Genomic DNA, 20,993 nt, shown 5'->3' on the forward strand with positions numbered 1-20,993 from the left:
AGCTAGTACGCCTCAAACATCGGTGTAGAGCAGGCGGAATAGAAAACTTTACAACCCCGACTTCCCCGCCCCGTGCATTCGTCCATTGCAAGCTTCGAAGCAAGAGCTTCTGTCTCAGCCCTCCATGTCACTGAGCCGCCTTTGTCAACCGACGATGGTGTAATCAGTGCGACACACTGATTCTTGTACGCCATTGTCACTCTGCAGTTATCAGCACCGCCCCGAGAGCACTGGGCAACCGCCTCCTTCTCGGCAGCGCTTCTAGTTCTCTGACCGGTCGAGGCGCCTGCTTCCCCACTTGCAGCAGTAGCGATCGCCCCCCAAGTCTTCAGCCAACGCCCCGTAGGTCGAGGTGAGGCGCCCTCGCCACTGGCCCCGCCAGGAATCGGGGCGCATCCTCCCGCACCCTGACCGCCAATGGGATACTGACCTGGAGGACAGCGGCCCTCTGCATGGACGGACTGGATGCCAAGCAAGCAGAGGATGACCAGCAAGGTGAAAGCGAAGGCCCACAAAGACACTCGTCGCTCCAAACTGCATTCATTAGTTACTAGCATAGGAGCTGCCCTCATCTCGGTTTGTTGCCAATTCCCATTCTTCCAGGATCCTGCTCAGCAGGAGAATTTACAGAACTGGTAAACATCTTTGTTGTTGCCCCGACCTCATTTGATCCTTCACTTCCCTTACTAGAAGTGGGAGCCGACGGCGTATAACTACCCGGCGGCTGTCCATTCGCACTCGGTGCAGCGGCAACCGGGCTGCCACCTATCTGCGAATATGCCATGAAGCTACCCAAGGTGCCTTGGAAGAACATGGCCGCCATTGGGGGCGCAGTCAGAATCAAGGTCGTCAGGATCAGGCCCATGCCGCCCTGCTGCATTGCCTGGCTGGTCATGCCGTCGCTGGAGGCACCGGCCAGCAGATACTTGTTCACCAATGCCGTGGTCCAGAACGAGGCCGACACGCGGATCACCATGTCCAGCGCGATCGATACCATCGCCGCCAGAACCGCCATCGAGAACATGGTGCCTATGCCGTAGAACAGCCACTTCTGGAACAACTGCTTGGTCTGCTCGAACAGCAGGCACAGTATGAACAAGGGCCCAAGCCCGATGAACAACGCCATGGCAACCTCGTACAGCAACAGCATCGAACCTGCCGTGACCGCCGGACCACCAGTACCAAACCCGATGAACCACTGCGCGCGCGTTTTATCGGCCTGCAAGCCGGGATCATCCAGCACCTTGATGGCATCAATGCTCGACAACGCCACCTGCATCCAGGCGAGGCTCTTGTCGATCTGATCCTCTGGCTTTTCATCCTTGCCGGTCACGACATGGGTGATGACACCCTTCACGTCATTGGTCAGGAACTTCTGCAGGTTGGTTCCGAACATCGCCATGCTGGTAGCGACACTTACTATCAACGCCGCGCGAGCCATGTTGGTGACGAGCACCATCATTGAATCACGGCTTCGGCCAGTCACGATCCGGTAACCCTGGATCAGCACCCAGAGGGTCATGAAAACGAGGGCCATGGCACCGACCCACTTCATCATGTTGCCCATCAGTTCGATGCCGAACTTCCCGATACGGTCGTGCAGGAAGTCCAGGATCAGGCGGAAGAAAACGAAATCGCCGATCGACTGGATACGCACCGCGTAGCTCAGCAGGTCCTGCAATCCGCCTGAAAAATTTAAGTTGAAAATCGAGCTGATGGACATTTCCATAATTCCTTGGTGGTTCCGCTACCGCTATCGTCGCCGCAGTACCTTGCAGCGAGTTTATACCTGCCTAATGCGGTTACTTGATGCTCAAGGCGGCCTTCAGCGATGCTGTCTTTACCAGGTCGCTTGCCAAGCGGACCGCGGTTGGATCACCCTTCAGCGCGGCTTGAGCCACGACTTTCTGGTTGGCCTCCATTACCTCGATGTAAGCGTCATATGCCTTCATCCGCGCCTCCCAGGACTGCGACTGAACCGCCAGTTCATTGGCCGTCCGCATCGAGTCACTGTTGACGGCATCCACTGCGCCGCGCAGGCTGCTGGCAGTACGCGCTGCATTGATGAGCTTCATCAATTCATCCATTTTGGGAATGGTCTGCTGGATGAACTGCACGGAATCGTTGTACTTGCGGTTCTGCATCATGCGGATGTTCACACAGATCTGGCGCTGCTGTGATTTCACATCACCTGCAGGATTGAACACGAAATAGGAAAACAACGTGTCGATGCTCAGGTCTCCGGCCGAGCCGCAGGATTCCGCCACCATGTAGTTATCCGGAACCGGAGTAAGCATCGCGCCCGGAGGAAGACCAAAGGACTTGAAGATGCCCTGTGCCTTGATGATGGCATCGGTGACACCTTGCAGCAGCGTTCCCCAGCGGGTCACGTTCTCGCCGAATTCTGCAGCTGACTGAAGACGATCCCAGAGCTTCTCATACCAGTTCAAGCCGTCATAGACGGGAACGCCACCGGCTGTCGCAGTCGCCCCGCCCGCCAAGGAAAGTGCGATACCCATCGCGATCGCCGCAAAGCGAAGGCCGAGCCGACCAGTCTTGCTGGATTTTGGTTTCAGTGCGTTTCTCATCATCGTCTCCATGATTCTTTGTTCGTCGCGATCGCTCAGGATCCATCCTCATCAAGCCAGAGCGTCGTCCCGAGCCACCGATTTTCCAGAGCCCTTCCGGTTCTTGTAGAAATCCTCCAGCCACTGCTCCGGGCTGAGCTCGTCTACAGTGACGCGATTGCGGACCGCGGCCGTCTGCAGGACCCGATGCATGACATCGATGTTGTCGGTCGAGGCCGAAATCACTGAAAGAATGTCGTCCATGCCACGCAGGTTGAGCTGGCAGACACTGGAAGCATGGCCCTGCTTGACCAGGAAGCAGCGCGAGCGCTCGTCCAGTGCGGTCACCACCCTGAACTCGGCCTCGGTCAGCTTCAGGCCATCCATGTAGTCGCTCTTGCTGGCGTTCGGGTTCGGCAGCAGGATCAGCGTTGCGGTCTGCTCGATCAGGGCGGCAGAGATATCGCTCTTCAGCGCATCCTCCGGACTCTGCGTAGCGAAGATGCCCAGACCATTCTGCTTACGGATGGTCTTCTGCTTGTTCTTCGCGAACTCCTTCAGGCCACCCTCGCCGTCCAGGATCTTCCAGAACTCGTCCATCACATAGATCAGCGGACGACCATCGATCAGCGACTCGAGGCGGTGCAGCAGGTAATTAATGACCGGCACGCGCACTTCGGGATTGTCGATGATGTCGGTGTAGTCGAAGCCGATGATGTTGGCCTTGCTCAGGTCAACGGTATCCACCGGATTGTCGAACACCCAGCCCAGCGAATTGCCCGAGGTCCAACGACGCATGCGCGCATAGAGGCCGTCGTCGCCCATGTTGGGCAGGCTCTTCTGGAAGTTGGTCATGCTGCGCAGGTGCATCGGTGTATCCAGCATGCTCTCCACTGCGCGGTAGATATCCTCTTCCTCGCGCGCGCTGTATTCGCGCTTGCCAGCCAGCACCTTGATCAGATCGGCCAGGAACTGCACGTTGGCTTCGTTGTTTTCGCACTGGAACGGGTTGAAGCCGGTGGGCGCGCCGTTCTCCAGGGCCAGATAGTTGCCACCGCAGGCGCGCACGAAGATCTCCGCACCGCGATCCTTGTCGAAAAAGAAGATCGTCGGCGACGGCTCGTACTTCTGCACCTGACTGAGCAGGAAGTTGATCAGCGCGGTCTTACCAGTACCGGACTTGCCGATCACCATGGTGTTGGCGATCGCCTTCTCACCGAGTGAATTCTCGGATGGATGGGTAGCGTGGAAATTGAAATAGTACGGCTGACCGTTGGTGGTCTGCAGCGTGGTCACGCAGTCGCCCCACGGGTTGTTGTGCTGCTTGCCGGTGGCGAAGTTGTGCAGCGGTGACAGGCCGAGGAAATTCAGCGAGCTGACATTGGCCAAACGCGTACGGTAGCGCCAGTTGCCCGGCAGCTGCGAGTAGAAGGACGAGGTGACCGCGAGGTCTTCCTTGGTCGACACGAATCCAGCATTGGACAGTTCGGCGCGGGTCGAGGCCACGTTCTGCGAAAGCTTTGCCTGGCTATCGCCGTAGACCGCCATGATGAAGTGGTATTCACCCAGCACGAAATTGCCGGATGACAGCTGATCCATAGCCTGATCGAGCTCCACGATCTGGCTGACGGCCTTGTCGCCAGACGAGATCATCATGCCCTTGGTGCGGTCGAGCACCTTCAGCGCGTCCTGGCGCCCCATCGGGCTGAAGGAATGGGTGATGACGTACTCATAGTCCAGGTACTTCAGACCGTTCAGAATGCCAGGGTAGGTACCCTCGGCATACTCCTTGATGTTCAAGATGGCGCCGAAGTGGTTGGCGCCATTGGGGGTATTGATGACGAAGTCGCCGGTCTTGGCCGAGAACATGTGCCGGCTGACCGGCAGGTAGTCCTTGATCGGCGCGGGCAACACCGGCACCGGCTCGTCGATGCGGTTGATCAGATAGCCGAACAACTCCAGCGTCTCGGAGAACACGACCCCATTCTTCGCTTCGTACATGCCCAAACGGTACGGCGCATAATCACGGATGACGGCCTCGACGTTGCCGGCAAGCTCCATCAGCTTCTCAACCGCCTGCTCCTGCTCGGCGCGCAGCTTATCGACGTTCGCCGACTTCTCGACAAAGCGCTTACCCGCCACCACCGGGCGGTAGATCATGGTCAGGTACAGCTCGTTCTGCATGATGCGCTGGGAGGACAGCATGCCCATGTACTGGTCGGACACGTCCTGGTTGAAGCGCTGCTTGAAGCTGCTCTTCCCTTTCAGCGTGCGGCGACGACGGATGTCGTGCACCCAGAATGCAACGTTGACGAAGTCGGGCGCACGCAGCGTCTGCAGCAGGCGATTGAAGGTGTTGTGACGATGCTCGAGCTCCCATTCCTCGCGGCCGACGAACGGCAGCCCTTCCAGATGCCAGGTCAGCAGGTAGTCGCCGCCCGTGGTCTTGACCACGTTCGGAGCAACATGTGACGACAACGGGATGAACTCACTGATGGAGGTGTCAGGGCTGAACATACGACTGCTTCCAAAGAGGTATTGCCAAGGAGTTTCAAAGGACCCGGCGGGCGCAAAGGCCCGCCAGGTCGGTTCCGGACCTCAATCCATTCGGGCCGGCTTGTCACGGTAATGATTCGGGTTGAACACCCACATGCCATCGTGCTCGCGCACATTGCGTACCCGCAGCTTGAACATCAGGCGCAGGCCCATCAGCCGGAAGATCATTTCGTCACGCTTTGCCATCTGCCGCATGATGAAAACCGCCACGGGAATGGTGAGCAGGAACCAGAAGTTCGTATACATGCTCAGCAGCAACAACCCACCCGCCACCAGGAAGAATGGCAGGTAGGGCACGCCCAGAAACATCGCCGGGCGCGTGCAGCCACGGAACAGGACGTTCTTATGCACTGTAGTACTGGATGGCGTTGTTGATCAGGTAGTAGGTGGTGCCGCTGCCGCCGCACTTGCCGTCGCTGCCGTCACCCAGCAGCATGCGGGCGATCTGGCCGGCGGCGCCGATCAGCACACCACCAATCAGGATCGGCGCGACGTCGGCGATACGCTTGTGCGCGAACGCAATCTGGTAGCCGGCGAAGATCACCGCGATGGTGACAACTGCAATCGAGGCGATATTCAGCAGCCCCTTGATGTTGTTGAAGAAGCTGCAGACCTTGTCGTCGGTGCCGCCAAAGTCGGTCGAGCCTGTGGCGAATGCCTGCGGAGCAAACACTGCACCAACGAAGAGAGTGGCCATCAGCAGGGTCTTCAGCGTGCGCTGGGCCTGGACGAGGTCGAGATTGGATCGCTTCATGGATTGATTTCCTTGTTGATGGACTAACACAACTGAATGGCCTGGCGGTTGCCGAGCCGAACCACGACTTCGTCAGAACACGAAGGCCGCATCCCCTGCGGGAATCCGCTGCGCCGGTGGAGCCTGTACCGGCACGTTGTACGCATTGTCGCTACCGGCCACCGGCTGGTTGCGTTCATTCCAGGGCCGCAGCATCACTGGGCCCTCGCTGTTGGCGCCCGCAGCACCCGGCAACTGCTGCGGCATAGCCATCCCCTGCAGGGTGCCCTGCCGCGGCAGCTGCTGCGGCATGCCTGCGGGCTGCTGCTGCGGATATGCGGCGCCTTGGGCCGGCTGCGCCTGCGGCTGCATCACCCGGTCCACCGAACCCAGCACTACCTTGGAAAGTGCCTGATCAGCGATGTTCAGCAAGCTGCCACGTGCCATCGCGCCGGTGGAGGGATACACGACGTAGGCACGCGCCGGATCTTCAGACGGCACGTACACCGGATTGCTGGCCTGGGCAACGATCCGCGCCTGCGCCGGAGAGGCCAGCTGAGGATGGTGCTCGACTTTCACGCTGCGGCGCTCGCCGCGGCTGATCACATCGATCGGCGCAACGCCGTTGCTGGCGATCTGCTGGCCGCGACGGATCGAGTCGTAGACCTTCTGCACATAGCCATGGCGGAAGCCGGTCTCGAAGTTGCCGGAGTAGTAGCAACTGAACGACTTGCCCCAGTCACCGCCAGAACGCTTGTAGCACTCGGCCAGGATACGCGAGCCAGCCTGCAGGTTCGGACACTGCTGGAACGCCTTCTCATACGAGTCCAGCCCGTACTTACCCAGGTTGTAGCGGTTGACTTGAGCCAACCCGATGGAGAAGTTGTAGCCCTTCTCCTCCAGCATGCGCACGGTAGCCAACGCCTCGTCCAGCGCCTTGGGTTGTCGCGCCAGCGCGCCACCAACCACGCCGATGGCATAAGGGTTGCGTGACGATTCAACGTCGATGACGTGCTGCATCACGTCCATCGACACCGCCATCTCCGGGCACGCCATCATCTCCAGTCCTGGCAGCATCCTTCAGCCCTCCTGCCCCTGGGCACGCCCAGGATTGAAATCGATACCGGTGATGTAGCGCGAACCGGCGTGCGCCTTGATATGCACAACGATGTCGATAGTCATCATCAACAGTCGCTTGATCACGTTGAATTCCAGGCCCGAACCTTCGGTGGAGGCCTTCACCATGAGGGCCAACTGGTCCCAGGTCTGCTCCGGACTGCCAGCATGGCAACTGGTGATCGAACCCGGGTGGCCCGATGCGCAGTTGCGGATGAAGTAGAACGCCTCGTCGCCGCGCAGCTCGGCCAGGATGATGCGTTCGGGCTTCATGCGCAGGCAGGCTTCCATGCAGCTCTTGGCGCTGACGTTGCTGGTGCTCTGCCCACCCTTGGAGTACAGCAGGTGCACCACATTGGGTTGGGTCAGAAACAGCTCGCGCGCGTCCTCGATCGTGACCAGGCGTTCGTTGTCCGGGATATGATTGACCAGCGCTTTCATGAAGGTGGTCTTGCCGCTACCGGTCGCACCGGATACCACGATGTTCTTGCGGTACATCACCGCACGCCGGAAGAACTCGGCGTACTCGCGCTGCTGGCGCAGTTCCAGCAACTCGCGATCCTGCTCGCTGATGCTGCCATCGCTTTCCAGGATCTGGTTGAAGAAGCCGTCTTCGTGATACTGGCTGAGCGACTTGGTGTGCTTGGACGGCAGGCGGATGGTGATCGACACCTTGCCTGCATCGCACGCCGGCGGAATCACGAACTGGGCACGCTGACCCGTGGGAAACGTGAGCGAGACCACCGGATCGGCATCGGTGATGCGCTGACCGGTGTTGCTCTCGTTCACCACCGCCGTGCAGAACTGACGGGCCCGCTCGAAGGTCAGGCCCGGCACATCCACCCGCTGCCACCCCGCCCGGGTTTCCAGGTACAGCTCACCAGGACGGTTGATACAGATTTCCGTCACCTCCGGCGAGGTCATGTACTCGGCAATACCCAGCACTTCGTACTGATAGCGCAGGAAATCGCTGGAGACGAGGGCAAGGGGTGACACTTCGGCGTCCATGATCGTTCGTTGTTTACCGGCGCGGGTGAAGCACGTTGGTGAAATCGACGTCCTTGGCGACGTAGACGTTCACGATGGTGCCCTGGTTGATGGTGACGGTCGGCGGACGGCGCTGGCTGAGGGCATCGTTGGCCAGGCGCTCCATGGTCCGCGCGGTGGCGCTTTCATAGGGCGACTGGATGGTCATGCCGTTGTTGGCCACCGTGGTGGTTTCCGGGCCATGTTCGGCGGCGGCGTACTTGAACGCGTCGGCCAGCAGGCTGATCATCAGCGCCGAGGCAATACGGCTGCCCCAGTGCGCGCTGTACTGGCCCGGATGACCCGCGCCACCCAGCTGATCCACTCCCGGGCTGGACATCGCCACATCGATACCATTGGGCGTGGTGATGCGGTCCCAGATCACTTCCACCCGCTTGCCGGTGGGACCACCGCCGTACGCGCCATAGATCTTGGAGCCCTTCGGCAGAAGCAGATTGCGGCCGTTGATCGAGTACACCGGCTCAGTCACCAGGCACGAGGTATAGCCCGCGATATCGGTAATGATCCGGGTCTCCAGCACACAGCGCAGATAGGTACCACGAACCAGAAGCGCATCCGGGCTGCGGATGAAACTGGCGCTGGAAACATCGTCTACGTCCGGGCCGCGGCGCACACGCGTCGGCGCGGCAGTCTGCTGCCCGTTGCTGCCCATCTGCTGGGCCATCATGCGCGCGTACTCATCCATGCCGGGAGGCTGTCCGCCCGGCGAAGACTGCGCATCACCCGTTCCCACCATCCCGGAATTCCCCCCCATGCGTCGCTCAGCCAGAGTCGGGCCACGCGGTCCGGGATCTCGGTCCATCGACAACGACGACTGCGCAGGCATCGGCTCCGGTGGTGGCAGCATTGGAATCGGCGCAGGTTGGGCGACCGGCGGTGCCGGTTCGGGCGTGGAAACGTTCGGAAGCTCGGGAGTGCTGGATCGCGCCACTTCCGGCGCAGTGGAAGCAGCCTCCTTGTCATCCTGGCCCTTTCGGAACAGCAGGAAGCCCATGGCCACCAGCAGCACCACGATGCCGCCGAGGAACAGAAGCGCCTTGCGATTCAACCGCTGCTCTTCTGCCGAGCGCAGCTGTGGCGCAGCCGCATCGAGGTCCGGCGCAGGCTCGGCCTGGGACGTGCCGAAGTATGGATTCGACTGCGCGTCCGAGGCACCCTGTGCACCGTACGGGCTCTGGCTCTCGTCGCGTCCGCTGTTCGGGTCGTTTCCGGGAGTGTTCTGCTGGCTCATTTCTTCACGTTCCTTCGCAGGCCGACGACGAAGTCGCCGTGGCGGATGACCAGGTACGGGTAGGTCCCGTGCACGATCAGCGTATTGCCTTCAACCGTGGTGTTGACTACGAAGTCTTCACCGTATTCCGTTTCCCGGCCGAACACGGCCGGGAAGATGCCGGTCTTGTATTCCGGCGAGTTCGGCAGTTTCAGATAGGTGAAGCGGCCATCGTCGTAGGCGTTGACCGGGATCAACCACCCCATCTTTTTCGCCTTGCTGGTCGAATAGGAGTAGTTGAAGTTGTATTGGCGGTCCTTGGCCAACTCCGAGCTCAACAGCGGCTGCGCCTCTTCTTCCACCGCTTCCTGGGCGACGCCGAACACGGTGTCGTTCGGGTAGGTGAAGGCGATCTTGTATTGCACGCCTGCACGACGCGCCTGTTCCAGCTGGCGCCAGTCGGTGGCCACCACCTTCAGCTCGAAGATGTAGGAATGGGTCTCGGTGCGCACCATCATGTTGGTGTCGACGTCGACGTTCTTCGGCTTGAGATAGAACACGTTCTCGCGACGGGTCAATTCCCAGCCGCTGCTGAAGCCGGTGCTGTAGTCGAGGATCTTCTCGTTCGGGCTCAGTTCGATCTGGGTGGTCAGGCCCAGGCCGGTGCGAACCGGATAGATGCGGTCCTTCTCGTACTCGTAGTGGTCCACCGCCTGCGCCATCGCCGTTGCTGAAAACAACAGCGACAACATCGACAGCAGCGCCAGCGCGCTTCCCCTGATATTTCGACTACTCATCGGTTGCTTGCTCCATCAGCAGTTCCGGTGGAATTGTTCTGCGCCGGCCTCATTGCCGGCTGTCCGGGCATGGCTTGCCCCGGCGTTACTTGCCCCTGCACCGGCTGACCCGGCATGGGTTGCCCCTGTACGGGCTGACCCGGCATCGGCTGGCCCGGCGTCGGGCCATTGGCCGGAACGGCGACCGGCTGGCCGGTGGCCGGATCGATCATCGTGGCTGCGGCCGGGTTGTTGGGATCGTAGACACCCTGGGCCTGCTGCGCGGCCTGTGCAGCCTGCTGCGCCTGCGCCTGCATGGCGCCGTCATCCGGCACCGGGACGCCACGGGAATAGTCGTTATCGACGCGATACTCGGTGACCTGGAAGGCCAGTGGATTAAGAATGCGATCCTGCTCGGACAGCGCGAGGTTCTGCTTGTACTCGAAGCGCATCGTCACCAGCTGGTTGTCCAGATAACTGGACGCACCCGAGCGCTTGTCCAGCAAACTGCGCTGGATGCGCACCGATGCGCCGCGGAAACTGCCATTCGACTCGGCGCCTAGTGGGGTGATACTGAGGATCTTGACCCGGATGGCACGCTCGCGGCCGTACATCACGAACGGATTCTGCGGGTTGTTGCCGGCGTAGCGCTGCCGCATCGATTGCGCTACCGGACTGCTGGACATCACAAATACCAGTTCCCAATCGCGCAGGCCCATCACCGCCGAGTCATAGGATTCGCGCGCCAGTACGTACTGGGCCACGTTGCTGCGGTTGATGGCTTCACTGGAGGTGATCGTCTCGCCCTGGAAGGTCCCGCTCAGGCGCGCCACCGTAGCGGTACCCGTATACGCATCGGCCATCACCAGGAACGGCACCTTCTCCTTCAGCGGCAGCATGTAGTAGTAGCCACCCGCCAGTGCGAGCGACATCAGCAATGAGCCGGTGGCCACCCACCACGCACGTCGCTCGCTGCGACGCGCCATGTCGGCCACGGTGATCTCGTAGCTGACCGCCTTGGCGACCGACTGCTCGACCTTGGGACTATTGCCGGGATCCTTCTTGCGGAACATGGATTCTTCCGTACTGCTGAAACATCAATGGGCATGGAGCCCCTGCGACAGGCGCGGGGAGCGGCACGTTCGATGATTTCGAGGTGGACTCAGGTGCCGCTGTTGGATTCAGCGCCCTGCGCCGACGCGGTGGGCGTCGAGCCAGCGCTCTGCACAACGATCTGGTTGCCTACGATGGAGACGGAGATGCCCTGTGCCGCATAGGCCGCCGTCAGATCGATCACGGCCTGCTGTGCGTTGGTGGTGTCGATATTCGAGACCGCGCCGTACAGGGTGAAGTCCGAGCTGAGGCGGTAATCGAGCGTGCGTCCGGAATCCTTGGCCCAGCGCTCGAGCATGGCTTTGAGCGTGCCATCCATCAGCGAGGCCTGGTAGACGTAGCTGGAGTACAGCGGGATTTCGGTCGTTGCCGCCGCAAAGCGGTTGACCGGCTTCCAGCGGCCTCCGAAATCGGGGGCGGACTTGGTGGCACAACCTGCCACCATCAGCGCCGCAGCTGCGGCGATGGAGATTTTCGCGATAAACGCCTGATTCATACGGGCTTCACTTTGACGTACGAAAAAGCAGTCCCGAGCGTTGGTTCCCTGGTCGTCCGGCGCTGCATCGCGCACGCCGGAATCGGGGAGACGCGCTGGCATGCAGCACATCTGCCCCGGCTCCCCTGCAGCCCGAAAGCTGCCAACCAGGTCGCGGGGCCGCCAGACGTTGCCGACGACACACCCGCACACCCTCACCAACGTCGAAACCATCCTTGTTTCCATGGCACAAACTCCTGGCCACCCTGCGTTACAACTTTTGGCATCCAGCACACACTTCTGGATGACGCACACAGAGTTACACAACCACGCGTCAATTCCATGTCAGACAAGTCTGAAAATCTATGAACAGATGCCGAATTTTTGACTCAGCTCACGGTTTCACGTCGGTGAATATGAATCTACGTCACAAATTTAGCGACGTGAATTAGACGTTAAGCATCGGAACGTCGACCTTCGGCAGCAGCCGCGATGTGAAATAGCGATCCTTGTAATAGCGAATCTTGTCGCACTTCACCGGATGCGGTATGCCCTCGTAGAGGAATACTTCCTTGTCCGGCCCCATCGCCTTCAGCTCCTGCGGCAGCATCAGTGCACGCCGCTCTTCGGTGAAGTTGTGGGTCTTCTCACGGGCATGGGTGACGTTCTTCTTGCGGACGGTGGTGTAGCCCAGCATGTCCGAGTAGTCGTTGGCGTCCTGCTGCTCGCGCGGCGCGTACAGGATCTGCAGTGCGTGGTTGGTGATGATCGTGCGTGACACTTCCCGGCCGTAGGTGGCATCAAGCTGGGACATGCTCTGGATGATCGGCAGCAGGCGGATGTTGTAACCGGCCATGTAGGACACCGCCGAGGCGATGATCTCGACCTTGCCGATCGAGGTGAATTCGTCCATCAACAGCAGGCACTGGTACTTCAGGTCCGGGTTGGACTTGGGCAGTTCCTTGGTGTTGAGGTTGATCAGCTGGCTGAAGAACAGGTTGATGATCAATCGGCTCTCGGCCAGCTTGTTGGGCTGGATGCCGATGTAGATGGTCATCTTCTTCTTGCGGACATCGGTCAGCAGGAAGTCGTTGCTGCTGGTGGCCTTGTCCAGCACCGGGTTGATCCAGGCGTTGAGCGGTTCCTTGAAGGTGCCCAGGATCGAGGCGAAGGTCTCATCGGCCTGGGACAGCATGTTGGCAAACGCCGAGCGCGCGTTGGAACTGAGGAACGACCGCTCCGACAGGGCTTTGAGGTACTTCTTCAGATCGCTGCCGTCACCCGATGACAACCGGTAGACAGCGCCCAGGGTGGGCGTGCCCGAGCCGCCCGGGAAACCGCTGCTGCGCTCGTCATCCCAGTTCTCGAACAGATACAGGGTGAAGGCCATGAACGCATTGCGCGCCTGGCTGACCCAGAACTTCTGGTCCTCGGCACCATCCGGATACAGCATCGCGGCGATGCTCATCAGGTCCGAGACACGGAACGCCGGGTCATCGGACACATAGCTGAGCGGGTTCCAGCGGTGCGTGCGCCGATCTTCAGCGAAGGGATTGAACAGGTAGATCTCCTGCCCTTGGCTGGCACGCCAGCCACTGGTCAGGTCGAAGTTCTCCTGCTTGATGTCCAGCACCACCAGCGATTCGCCGTACTCCAGCAGGTTCGGGATGACGACGCCCACGCCCTTGCCTGAACGGGTGGGCGCTGCAAGGATCACGAACTGCTGGCCGTCCAGCCGCACCAGCTTGCCGCCATGGCTGCCAACCACGATGCTCTGGCCGGTCTTCTTGAACATGCCGTGCTTGGACAGGTCGGCGCCGGTGGCAAAGCGCGCGTCGCCGTGCAACGAGCGCTTGTCCTTTTTCAGAAGCACCACCAGGCCGGTCACCAGCAGCACCAGCAGCGGCAGGCCGAAACCGAGATAACCGGCCCACTTGATCTTGCCCACGAACGGCGCGACCTGCGGCTGGCCAATGGCGTGGTAATACTGGTAGTACGTGTTCCAGGTGAACAGCTTGGTGTCCAACCCCAGCAACAACAGGGTCAGGTAACCGGAAAACACGAAACCAAGCAGCAGGGTCGCCAGCGTGATGATGGCGATGAGCAGATACTTCTTACTGGGCAACACCCGGATCCTCCATGATGCGCACAAGGGCGCGACGGCCTAGCGGCGGCGCCAGCGCGACGCCTTCTTCCGCAGGTGGTTTTCGTTCTCCAGCCCGGGCTCTTCGCCCTCTTCACGCACCAGTGCCTGCAGGCGTTGGCGCGCTTCGGCCAGCGACATCAGGTCGGTCAGACGATCCCCATCGTCGGCGACGACCGCATGGCCGACCACATCGCCCGGAGCGTACACCGGCGCGTAGGACACCGCTACCAGCTGATAGCGGCCGCGCGTCTCCAGCACATGCCTGAATTCCTGCATCGACATCCTCCTTGTTCCAGCACTCCGCAGCCCCTGTGTTTCGCATCATGCCGACGTCCATGTCGTCATTACATGCAGGACGCCGACAACAATGCGCCGAACCTGCTTTCGTACCGAGCCTGTGCCCGGCTTGCCGCAACCCCACGGATCAAACGCTGATTTACCCTCAGCATGGCTGCTGCTGTTGCGGTGCAGCAGTACAATGCACGGCTCCCCGCCCCCATCGCGCCCCCGCATGAGCCCCAACTCTTCCCTGGCTGCGCGGCTGACGCCCCGTCAGCGCACCCTGATCATCCTTGCCCTGTCCCTGGGCGGCTTCGCCATCGGTACCAGCGAGTTCGCCAGCATGGGCCTGATGCTGGAGATCAGCCGTGGCCTGTCGATCTCCGAAACCCAGGTCGGCCACCTGATCAGCGCCTATGCCATCGGCGTGGTCGTCGGTGCGCCGATCCTCGCCTTCGTCGGCGCCAGCTTCCCGCGCCGCAAGCTGCTGCTGGCGCTGATGGGCTTCTATGCTGTCGGCAACCTGGCCAGCGCACTGGCACCGAACTACGGCACGATGCTGATCGCACGTTTCGTTGCCGGCCTGCCGCATGGCGCCTACTTCGGCGTGGCGATGCTGGTGGCCGCCGCAATCAGTCCGGCCGGCCAGCGCGGCCAGGCGATGTCGCGCGTACTGCTGGGCCTGTCGATCGCGATCCTGGTCGGCAATCCGCTGACCACCTGGCTGGGCCAGCAGCTGAGTTGGCGCACCGCCTTTGCCCTGGTCAGCGTGCTGGCCATCGCCACCGTGGCGATGATCGCGCGCTTCCTGCTGCCGGACCCGGACGAGGTGCGCACCTCGCCGATGCGCGAACTGCGTGCCTTCAACACCCCCCAAGTGTGGCTGGCGCTGGCGATCGGCGCGGTCGGTTTCGCCGGCATGTTCTGCGTGTTCACTTACCTCGCGCCGACGCTGGTGCAGGTCACCGGCGTGGCCGAATCGTGGATGCCACTGGCCGTGGGCGTGTTCGGCATCGGCGCGATCATCGGCAACATCGCCGGTGGCTGGCTGGTCGACAAGTTCCACTTCAAGGCCGCTGCGGTGGTGCTGCTGTGGTCGATCGTGATGCTGCTGCTGTATCCGCTGGCCGCGCAATCGGTGTGGACCATCGGCCCGATGATCATCACCGTCGGCACCATGGGTGCGCTGGCGGCAGTACTGCAGACGCGCCTGATGGACGTGGCCGGCGAAGCCCAGACCCTGGCCGCCGCCTCCAACCATGCCGCCTTCAATACCGCCAACGCGCTCGGCCCGTGGCTGGGTGGCATGGCGATCAGCGCCGGCTTCAGCCCGGCCAGCACCGGCTATGTGGGCGCGGCCACCGCCATCGGCGGCCTGCTGCTGTGGTGCGTGGCGGTGATGCTGGACAAGAAGCGCAAGGCCGCCGTAGCCGGCAGCCACTGACCTTCGCGCCGGGTCGTCAGCCGTTGCCCGTGCGGCGGCGGCGATCCGGACGCAACAACGCGGTATCGCCGGCCGCCAGCGTCGGTCGCGCCAACTCACCGCGCTGCACGCGGTCCAGCACCCGCCGCGAGTTGGCCGCGCAGTCGATGCCCTCCGGCCGCGCCTGGATGTCCTCGATAAGGGCCAGCAGATGCGCCCGGCTCTGTGCCAGCCGCAACTGCAGCGCCTCGATGTCGGCCACTTTCTGCTGCAGCATCGTGATCAGTGCCTCGTGCTGCCACTGGCCCATGTCCGGCGGCAACAGCGCGCGGATCTCTTCCAGGCTGAAACCGGCGCGCTGCGCACCGGTGATCAGCTCCAGCAGCAGCACCGCCTGCTCCGGATAATCGCGGTAGCCGTTGGCCTGGCGCTGGACCACCAGCAACCCGGCCTCTTCGTAGAAGCGGATGCGCGACGCTGCCAGGCCCGTGCGGCGGGCCAGCTCACCGATCTTCATCTGCCTGAACCCTCGACATGGAAGCCTGTTGACCTTCAATCAAACTTGAAGGTTAGCGTAGCGCCATTCCCCTGTCCTGGAGCTGTCCGATGTCGCTGTTCTCGCCCCTGGCACTACCCTCCGGTGCCGTCATCCGCAACCGCATCGCCAAGGCGGCGATGGAGGAAAACATGGCCGACGCCGACCACGCTCCCTCCGAAGCGCTGCTGCAGTTGTACCAGCGCTGGGCCGACGGCGGCGCCGGACTGATCATCACCGGCAACGTGATGGTCGATGGGCGCGCCATGACTGGGCCCGGCGGCGTGGTACTGGAGGATGACCGCCACCTCGACCGCTTCACTGCCTGGGCGGACACTGCCCGCTCGCGGGGTGCGCAGATGTGGATGCAGATCAATCACCCGGGGCGGCAGATGCCGGCCGCACTCGGTCAACCCGCGCTCGCGCCGTCGGCTGTTGCATTGCAGATGGGCGCGCTGTCCAAGCAGTTCGCACCGCCGAAGGCGATGACCGAGGACGACATCGACTCGGTGATCGCGCGCTTCATCCGCAGTGCCGAACTGGCCGAGCGCGCCGGTTTCAGTGGCGTGGAGATCCATGCCGCGCACGGCTACCTGCTCAGCCAGTTCCTGTCACCGCTGTCGAACCGGCGCGAGGACCACTGGGGCGGCAGCCTGGAAAACCGTGCGCGCTTGCTGCTGGAGATCGTGCAGGGTGTACGCGCGGCGGTGGCGCCCACGTTCGTGGTGGCGGTGAAGCTCAATTCCGCCGATTTCCAGCGCGGCGGTTTCTCGCCCGAGGATGCGCGCGCCGTGGTGGAGATGCTGGCCCCCCTCGGTGTGGATCTGGTCGAGCTGTCCGGCGGCAGCTATGAAGCACCGGCCATGACCGGCGCCGCACGCGACGATCGCAGCGTGGCCCGCGAAGCGTACTTCCTCGAATTCGCACGCGAGATCGCCACGGTGGCAACGATGCCGTTGATGGTCACCGGCGGCATCCGCCGCCGCGAGGTGGCAGAACAGGTACTGGCCAGCGGCATAGCCATGGTCGGCATCGCCACCGCACTGGCGATCGAGCCAGATCTGCCACAGCACTGGCAGCAGGGCCGCGACCCGGCGCCGACGCTGCGCAACATCAACTGGCGCAGCAAGCCGCTGGCGGCCAGCGCGCACATGGCCGCAGTGAAGTATCAGCTGGGCCGGTTGAGCCGGCGCCGCCCCACCGCACCCACGGTTTCACCGGCGTGGGCACTGCTGCTGGCACAGGCGGCCGCAAAGTGTCGGACCCGCCGCTACCGGCGCTGGATCAGCGCCCGCGCCATCGCACATTGAGCCGCACGGTCTTCTCATCGCCGCAGCGATGCTCCACCATCTGCAGGGCCGGCGGCAGTCCGCCGCCGGTCGCAGCATGGAGATGGAACCCACGTGGCAGCAGGATCAACCAGGAACCGCGAGAAGCTGCTCGATGACCTGCTCTCGCTGGGCCGCAACTGGGCACTTGCCATCGCCATCGCCGGTGCCGGGGCCGCTGTCCACTACAACGAATCGGTCTACGAGGCCGGGCTCTGGCGCGGCCTGTTGCCCACGCTCTGCTTCCTGGTTGCGATCATCTGGATCGTGCTCAGCATCATCCGCTTCGACCTGACCATCCAGCAGCACTTCGAGCGCAAGCTGTCGCGCTGGCTCAGCCGCCTGCTCTACGTGGTGCTGCTCGGTACCGGCATCACCGCCGTGTTCTTCGTCACCGAGCTGGCAGAGAACAACCATATTGCGCGGATGTGCGACTCGGTAGCCAACGAACCCGGCAGCCGCATCCACAGGTCGGCCGAATGCCAGCGCCTGTATCAGCACCGCGCTGCCTACCGGCAACGGCTGGAATCGGCCGAGGGTGAGTTCGACTGAGCAGATGCGTGGGCGAAGGCGCACGAGGACTCACACAGAGGTCCAGCACGGGTGGATTCGAAATAGTTGCATGGACTTCATTGCAACGCGACGCGACCCTCTCTTGCCGGAAAGCCGTGATCGAACACAGTCCATGAAGTTACCCATCGCCCACTCCCGCCTCCCCGCCCGGCCCCGGAAGATCGACAGTGAAGTGCGCATCTTCAGGCGCTATCACCAGTACGCCATGTTTGCCATCGGGGCCGTACCACTGGCAATACTCCTGTTCGCCCGCGCACCCGAACTTGGACTTCTCACCGCACTGGGTGCGGCAGCGGTTTTCACGCTGTCGGCGTTGATCCTCGCCTTCGTTGTCTATCCCCCTCGACGGGACCGGGTGGCACTGGAACATGATCGTCTGGTATTCCAGCACCGTGCTCCTCTCCCGTTCAAGCAGATCCGGTCCTACAACCTGGACGATCATGTTGATCTGACCCTGATCGATGGACCGAGCGTGCTGCTCCAGCGCACACGGGCATCGACGCATGAATTCTCAACCTTCCGGGACGCGCTGGCAGAGGCTCTCGCGAAGCGGCCCGCCAATGCTGCCGCCGCTCCGCAACGTCGCCACTTCTTCGGTGCCTGGCCCGCACGCGCTTGGGGTGCGGTCCTGTTGCTGGCGACGGCGGCACTGGTGATCACGGGCGTACTGCAGGGCTGGCCGTTGTACAAAGCACCGATGCTTGGAATCGTGCCCGTGGTGGGCATTGGGCTATTGCTGTCGCGCCGCCGTCACTGATTACGTCGTCGGCGAAGTACACATGGCGTGGATGTGCATTCGGGCACAGTACGCGCGCCGCTCACGCTTGGAACCATCCAGCCACCATGCTTCACGCGCCTGCCCCCGCACATCACGATGCCATTGCCCTGCAGGCGGGAGTGCTCGGCAGCGTGTTGGGCGTGGCTCTGTACAAGGCCATCGCGTTGTCGGCGCTGGCGACCGGATCCTTGATTGTGATCGGGCTGTGGCTGCTGGCCTGCGCGCTGCTGGCTGCCTGGGCACTGGCCGCCTGCCTGGCCTGCCTTGCGCTCAGCCGGCGCGTATTCGTGCTGATGCTGGCGCTGAGCATGATGCTGATCATCTGCGTCGCCTGACAGCAGCAGGCGCCGGACTATCGCGCATCTGTTATAGAATAACAAGTGTGATTGGTCGGATTGTCTGCGCCCGGTGTCACGGATTTGAATTCCATGGCCAGCCCGGCACCACCCGAGACCCTCCCATGAACCTACAGCCCCTGCTCCGCACCTCCCTCGCCGCCATCACCCTGGCCTCGCTCAGCGCCTGTGCAACCTATGACGACAGCAACATGCATCAGGCCTGCCAGGAGTCGCCGCATCTGAAGGACCTGCCGCGCGAAGTGGCTGCCCGCGAGAGCCGCTGCAACAAGAGCATGGAAGTGTGGTCGAGCGAGCGCAAGGGCAGTGACAGGCCGATCGACCTGAGCGGCAAGAAGAAGGATCTGTAACCGCACCCGGCGCAGCCCACATCGGCTGCGCCTCCGCCTCCGCCCTGTACGTCAGTCAGCCTCCGGAAGTCCGAACCCGCGCTGCAACGCTTGGCGCAACCCTGCCTGATCACCTCCCGCATCGCAGGCCCACGCGACAATTCCATCGGGCCTCACCAGTACCGCCCCCAGGCCGAGCGCATCGTCCACCGCCGAGGCAATGCGGGTGAACGGCTGTCGCCAACGGTCGACGGGGTTGTACGAAGCGCCGTTCTCATCGAGCACAAGCAACACCCCCTGCCCCGTCCTCAGCACCTCTCCCATGCGGCGGCCATCGGCCAGCAGGAAGTCCGGCACGCTGCGACCGGCCAATGGATGGCCATCGCCCAGATCGAGCTGTTGCGACACGCCCCAGACCCGTTCGGCCAGATAGGTGGCGCCATCGCGGGTGCCGGCCAGATCGGCCATGACCGCCGCCAACGCGCGCGAACCGGCTCCAGGACGCATCAGCGCAACCTGCGCGCGCGACCAGTCCAGTACGTTGGCGCCAATTGGATGCCGTTCCGCGTGATAGCTGTCCAGCAGCGCCACGTCAGCGTCACCGCGTATCACGCTGGCGAGTTTCCAGCCCAGGTTCATCGCATCGCCGATGCCCAGATTCAGGCCCTGCCCTCCCAACGGGGAATGCACGTGCGCAGCGTCGCCTGCCAGCAGCACGCGGCCGTTGCGATAGGCGCTGGCCTGGCGCGCACCGTCGGTCCAGGTGCTGTGCAGATGCAGCGCGGTGATGGTCACGTCGCGGGCAGACACACGTCGCAGCAGCGATTGCGCTTCATCCAGCGCGAGAGGTTTTCGATGCCCGGCACCGCCATCGAAATCGGCAAGCGCGAGCACACCGGGGGGATTGAAATTGCACATGCCCTGCGCGGTGTACTGACGGCCCGGGGTCAGCACGCCGGGATCTTCCAGATCGACCTGCAGCGAATGACCGGTGAATTCGGGATCCGTGCCGATGAAACTGAAACCGCATTGCTTGCGCACTGTGCTGCGGCCTCCATCGCAACCTACCAGCCAGCGACCACGTACCGCCCCGTCAGCGGTCTCGATCTCCACTTCGGTTGCACCGGCGCGCACCGCCTGTACCGCACGCCCGCGTTCGATGCGCACGCCCAGCGTGGTCGCACGTTCGGCCAACACCGTTTCCAGGGCCTGCAGCTCCACCGCCATCTGGGTGCCCACCGGTGACGGCAGGCGCCAGGTCCAGCGCGTGCGGTCGACGTCGTCCAAGACAAACGGTATTCCGGCGAAGTGGCCGCCCAGCGCCCGCGGCTGAGCGAGCCAATGGGCGGTGCCGGGCGGCGGCGCCCCCTTCTCGGGCTTGAGCACCTGTGTCGCGGCGACCGCGTCCAACAGGCCGCGCCGATCCAATGCCTCCAGCGTAGGGGCGTTCAAGCCGCGGAGCCCGAATGGCAAGCGCTTCAACGGCGAACCGGCGGACCTGGCCTGTTCCAGCACCAGCACTGAACACCCGGCCTGGGCCAGTTCACAGGACAGGAACAGGCCCACCGGGCCAGCACCGGCAATGACGACGTCGTACAGCATGGGGAATCCTTGTGAGCGCCGGGTCGGCGCTCTGGCGGGTCAGATGTTACA

Annotated in this window: 22 protein-coding genes; 6 read left to right on the forward strand and 16 right to left on the reverse strand. The window is 62.5% G+C overall.

What is annotated here, in order from left to right:
* Positions 1-2: 2 nt before the first annotated feature.
* From ACZK33_RS14595 to ACZK33_RS14660, 14 genes are all read right to left on the reverse strand, one after another.
* Positions 3-572: a DUF4189 domain-containing protein gene (locus ACZK33_RS14595; protein WP_322107942.1), complete on the reverse strand. Its 570-nt coding sequence runs from the start codon at positions 570-572 to the stop codon at positions 3-5.
* On the reverse strand, positions 569-1,723 hold the full coding sequence (locus ACZK33_RS14600) for a TrbL/VirB6 family protein (RefSeq protein ID WP_236494359.1): 1,155 nt from the start codon (positions 1,721-1,723) through the stop codon (positions 569-571). The genes ACZK33_RS14595 and ACZK33_RS14600 overlap by 4 nt, the downstream gene beginning before the upstream one ends.
* 79 nt (positions 1,724-1,802) lie before the next feature.
* Positions 1,803-2,588 carry a hypothetical protein gene (locus tag ACZK33_RS14605; protein ID WP_423174524.1) on the reverse strand — a complete coding sequence of 262 codons (786 nt, stop codon included), beginning with the start codon at positions 2,586-2,588 and terminating at the stop codon, positions 1,803-1,805.
* Positions 2,589-2,639: 51 nt separating this feature from the next.
* A complete protein-coding gene (locus ACZK33_RS14610; RefSeq protein ID WP_106468481.1) occupies positions 2,640-5,084 on the reverse strand; it encodes a VirB4 family type IV secretion/conjugal transfer ATPase in 2,445 nt (814 codons plus the stop codon).
* 81 nt (positions 5,085-5,165) lie between these two features.
* The gene (locus ACZK33_RS14615) at positions 5,166-5,474 is read right to left on the reverse strand and encodes a VirB3 family type IV secretion system protein (protein ID WP_005410119.1); all 309 of its coding nucleotides are present in this window, start codon (positions 5,472-5,474) and stop codon (positions 5,166-5,168) included.
* Complete coding sequence (locus ACZK33_RS14620; protein WP_125428299.1) at positions 5,467-5,877, reverse strand: TrbC/VirB2 family protein; 411 nt, start codon at positions 5,875-5,877, stop codon at positions 5,467-5,469. The genes ACZK33_RS14615 and ACZK33_RS14620 overlap by 8 nt, the downstream gene beginning before the upstream one ends.
* 72 nt (positions 5,878-5,949) lie before the next feature.
* On the reverse strand, positions 5,950-6,933 hold the full coding sequence (locus tag ACZK33_RS14625) for a lytic transglycosylase domain-containing protein (protein ID WP_201116585.1): 984 nt from the start codon (positions 6,931-6,933) through the stop codon (positions 5,950-5,952).
* A 3-nt stretch (positions 6,934-6,936) separates the two neighbouring features.
* The gene (gene virB11, locus ACZK33_RS14630) at positions 6,937-7,980 is read right to left on the reverse strand and encodes a P-type DNA transfer ATPase VirB11 (protein ID WP_049398229.1); all 1,044 of its coding nucleotides are present in this window, start codon (positions 7,978-7,980) and stop codon (positions 6,937-6,939) included.
* A gap of 13 nt (positions 7,981-7,993) precedes the next feature.
* Complete coding sequence (locus ACZK33_RS14635) at positions 7,994-9,250, reverse strand: TrbI/VirB10 family protein (protein WP_423174523.1); 1,257 nt, start codon at positions 9,248-9,250, stop codon at positions 7,994-7,996.
* Entirely contained in the window at positions 9,247-10,026 is a 780-nt protein-coding gene (locus ACZK33_RS14640) for a TrbG/VirB9 family P-type conjugative transfer protein (RefSeq protein ID WP_262230164.1), read from the reverse strand. The genes ACZK33_RS14635 and ACZK33_RS14640 overlap by 4 nt, the downstream gene beginning before the upstream one ends.
* Positions 10,023-11,078: a VirB8 family type IV secretion system protein gene (locus ACZK33_RS14645; protein WP_164088760.1), complete on the reverse strand. Its 1,056-nt coding sequence runs from the start codon at positions 11,076-11,078 to the stop codon at positions 10,023-10,025. The genes ACZK33_RS14640 and ACZK33_RS14645 overlap by 4 nt, the downstream gene beginning before the upstream one ends.
* Before the next feature lie 89 nt (positions 11,079-11,167).
* Positions 11,168-11,614, reverse strand: coding sequence for a hypothetical protein (locus tag ACZK33_RS14650; protein ID WP_478455096.1), 447 nt, complete (start codon positions 11,612-11,614; stop codon positions 11,168-11,170).
* A 427-nt stretch (positions 11,615-12,041) separates the two neighbouring features.
* The gene (locus ACZK33_RS14655) at positions 12,042-13,721 is read right to left on the reverse strand and encodes a type IV secretory system conjugative DNA transfer family protein (protein WP_201116593.1); all 1,680 of its coding nucleotides are present in this window, start codon (positions 13,719-13,721) and stop codon (positions 12,042-12,044) included.
* Positions 13,722-13,757: 36 nt separating this feature from the next.
* Positions 13,758-14,015, reverse strand: a complete 258-nt coding sequence (locus tag ACZK33_RS14660) for a hypothetical protein (protein ID WP_006374755.1) — start codon at positions 14,013-14,015, stop codon at positions 13,758-13,760.
* 235 nt (positions 14,016-14,250) lie between these two features.
* Here ACZK33_RS14660 and ACZK33_RS14665 point away from each other — a divergent pair, with 235 nt between their 5' ends.
* Positions 14,251-15,462 carry an MFS transporter gene (locus ACZK33_RS14665; protein ID WP_201116594.1) on the forward strand — a complete coding sequence of 404 codons (1,212 nt, stop codon included), beginning with the start codon at positions 14,251-14,253 and terminating at the stop codon, positions 15,460-15,462.
* Positions 15,463-15,478: 16 nt separating this feature from the next.
* Here ACZK33_RS14665 and ACZK33_RS14670 read toward each other — a convergent pair whose 3' ends face one another.
* Positions 15,479-15,958: a MerR family transcriptional regulator gene (locus ACZK33_RS14670; protein ID WP_107431649.1), complete on the reverse strand. Its 480-nt coding sequence runs from the start codon at positions 15,956-15,958 to the stop codon at positions 15,479-15,481.
* 89 nt (positions 15,959-16,047) lie between these two features.
* On the opposite strand from ACZK33_RS14670, the gene ACZK33_RS14675 reads away from it, so the two are divergent.
* From ACZK33_RS14675 to ACZK33_RS14695, 5 genes are all read left to right on the forward strand, one after another.
* Positions 16,048-17,286, forward strand: a complete 1,239-nt coding sequence (locus ACZK33_RS14675; protein WP_423174522.1) for an NADH:flavin oxidoreductase/NADH oxidase family protein — start codon at positions 16,048-16,050, stop codon at positions 17,284-17,286.
* Between the two features lie 93 nt (positions 17,287-17,379).
* Positions 17,380-17,856: a hypothetical protein gene (locus ACZK33_RS14680; protein ID WP_049398236.1), complete on the forward strand. Its 477-nt coding sequence runs from the start codon at positions 17,380-17,382 to the stop codon at positions 17,854-17,856.
* A gap of 133 nt (positions 17,857-17,989) precedes the next feature.
* Positions 17,990-18,634, forward strand: a complete 645-nt coding sequence (locus tag ACZK33_RS14685) for a hypothetical protein (RefSeq protein ID WP_154352855.1) — start codon at positions 17,990-17,992, stop codon at positions 18,632-18,634.
* Positions 18,635-18,720: 86 nt separating this feature from the next.
* On the forward strand, positions 18,721-18,990 hold the full coding sequence (locus ACZK33_RS14690; RefSeq protein WP_164080302.1) for a hypothetical protein: 270 nt from the start codon (positions 18,721-18,723) through the stop codon (positions 18,988-18,990).
* Between the two features lie 125 nt (positions 18,991-19,115).
* Entirely contained in the window at positions 19,116-19,361 is a 246-nt protein-coding gene (locus ACZK33_RS14695; protein ID WP_032128602.1) for a hypothetical protein, read from the forward strand.
* A 51-nt stretch (positions 19,362-19,412) separates the two neighbouring features.
* Here ACZK33_RS14695 and ACZK33_RS14700 read toward each other — a convergent pair whose 3' ends face one another.
* Entirely contained in the window at positions 19,413-20,942 is a 1,530-nt protein-coding gene (locus ACZK33_RS14700) for an FAD-dependent monooxygenase (protein WP_049398238.1), read from the reverse strand.
* Positions 20,943-20,993 lie beyond the last annotated feature (51 nt).

Source organism: Stenotrophomonas sp. 86156_Sma, from assembly GCF_056481625.1.

Excerpts from the sequence above, each read along its gene's own strand:
- ACZK33_RS14610 (WP_106468481.1), bottom strand. The coding sequence starts at position 5,084 with ATGTTCAGCCCTGACACCTCCATCAGTGAGTTCATCCCGTTGTCGTCA.
- ACZK33_RS14690 (WP_164080302.1), top strand. The coding sequence starts at position 18,721 with ATGCTTCACGCGCCTGCCCCCGCACATCACGATGCCATTGCCCTGCAG.
- ACZK33_RS14695 (WP_032128602.1), top strand. The coding sequence starts at position 19,116 with ATGAACCTACAGCCCCTGCTCCGCACCTCCCTCGCCGCCATCACCCTG.
- ACZK33_RS14675 (WP_423174522.1), top strand. The coding sequence starts at position 16,048 with ATGTCGCTGTTCTCGCCCCTGGCACTACCCTCCGGTGCCGTCATCCGC.
- virB11 (WP_049398229.1), bottom strand. The coding sequence starts at position 7,980 with ATGGACGCCGAAGTGTCACCCCTTGCCCTCGTCTCCAGCGATTTCCTG.
- ACZK33_RS14595 (WP_322107942.1), bottom strand. The coding sequence starts at position 572 with ATGAGGGCAGCTCCTATGCTAGTAACTAATGAATGCAGTTTGGAGCGA.
- ACZK33_RS14640 (WP_262230164.1), bottom strand. The coding sequence starts at position 10,026 with ATGAGTAGTCGAAATATCAGGGGAAGCGCGCTGGCGCTGCTGTCGATG.
- ACZK33_RS14650 (WP_478455096.1), bottom strand. The coding sequence starts at position 11,614 with ATGAATCAGGCGTTTATCGCGAAAATCTCCATCGCCGCAGCTGCGGCG.
- ACZK33_RS14620 (WP_125428299.1), bottom strand. The coding sequence starts at position 5,877 with ATGAAGCGATCCAATCTCGACCTCGTCCAGGCCCAGCGCACGCTGAAG.
- ACZK33_RS14660 (WP_006374755.1), bottom strand. The coding sequence starts at position 14,015 with ATGCAGGAATTCAGGCATGTGCTGGAGACGCGCGGCCGCTATCAGCTG.
- ACZK33_RS14600 (WP_236494359.1), bottom strand. The coding sequence starts at position 1,723 with ATGTCCATCAGCTCGATTTTCAACTTAAATTTTTCAGGCGGATTGCAG.
- ACZK33_RS14605 (WP_423174524.1), bottom strand. The coding sequence starts at position 2,588 with ATGAGAAACGCACTGAAACCAAAATCCAGCAAGACTGGTCGGCTCGGC.
- ACZK33_RS14635 (WP_423174523.1), bottom strand. The coding sequence starts at position 9,250 with ATGAGCCAGCAGAACACTCCCGGAAACGACCCGAACAGCGGACGCGAC.
- ACZK33_RS14645 (WP_164088760.1), bottom strand. The coding sequence starts at position 11,078 with ATGTTCCGCAAGAAGGATCCCGGCAATAGTCCCAAGGTCGAGCAGTCG.
- ACZK33_RS14625 (WP_201116585.1), bottom strand. The coding sequence starts at position 6,933 with ATGCTGCCAGGACTGGAGATGATGGCGTGCCCGGAGATGGCGGTGTCG.
- ACZK33_RS14665 (WP_201116594.1), top strand. The coding sequence starts at position 14,251 with ATGAGCCCCAACTCTTCCCTGGCTGCGCGGCTGACGCCCCGTCAGCGC.
- ACZK33_RS14700 (WP_049398238.1), bottom strand. The coding sequence starts at position 20,942 with ATGCTGTACGACGTCGTCATTGCCGGTGCTGGCCCGGTGGGCCTGTTC.
- ACZK33_RS14685 (WP_154352855.1), top strand. The coding sequence starts at position 17,990 with ATGAAGTTACCCATCGCCCACTCCCGCCTCCCCGCCCGGCCCCGGAAG.
- ACZK33_RS14670 (WP_107431649.1), bottom strand. The coding sequence starts at position 15,958 with ATGAAGATCGGTGAGCTGGCCCGCCGCACGGGCCTGGCAGCGTCGCGC.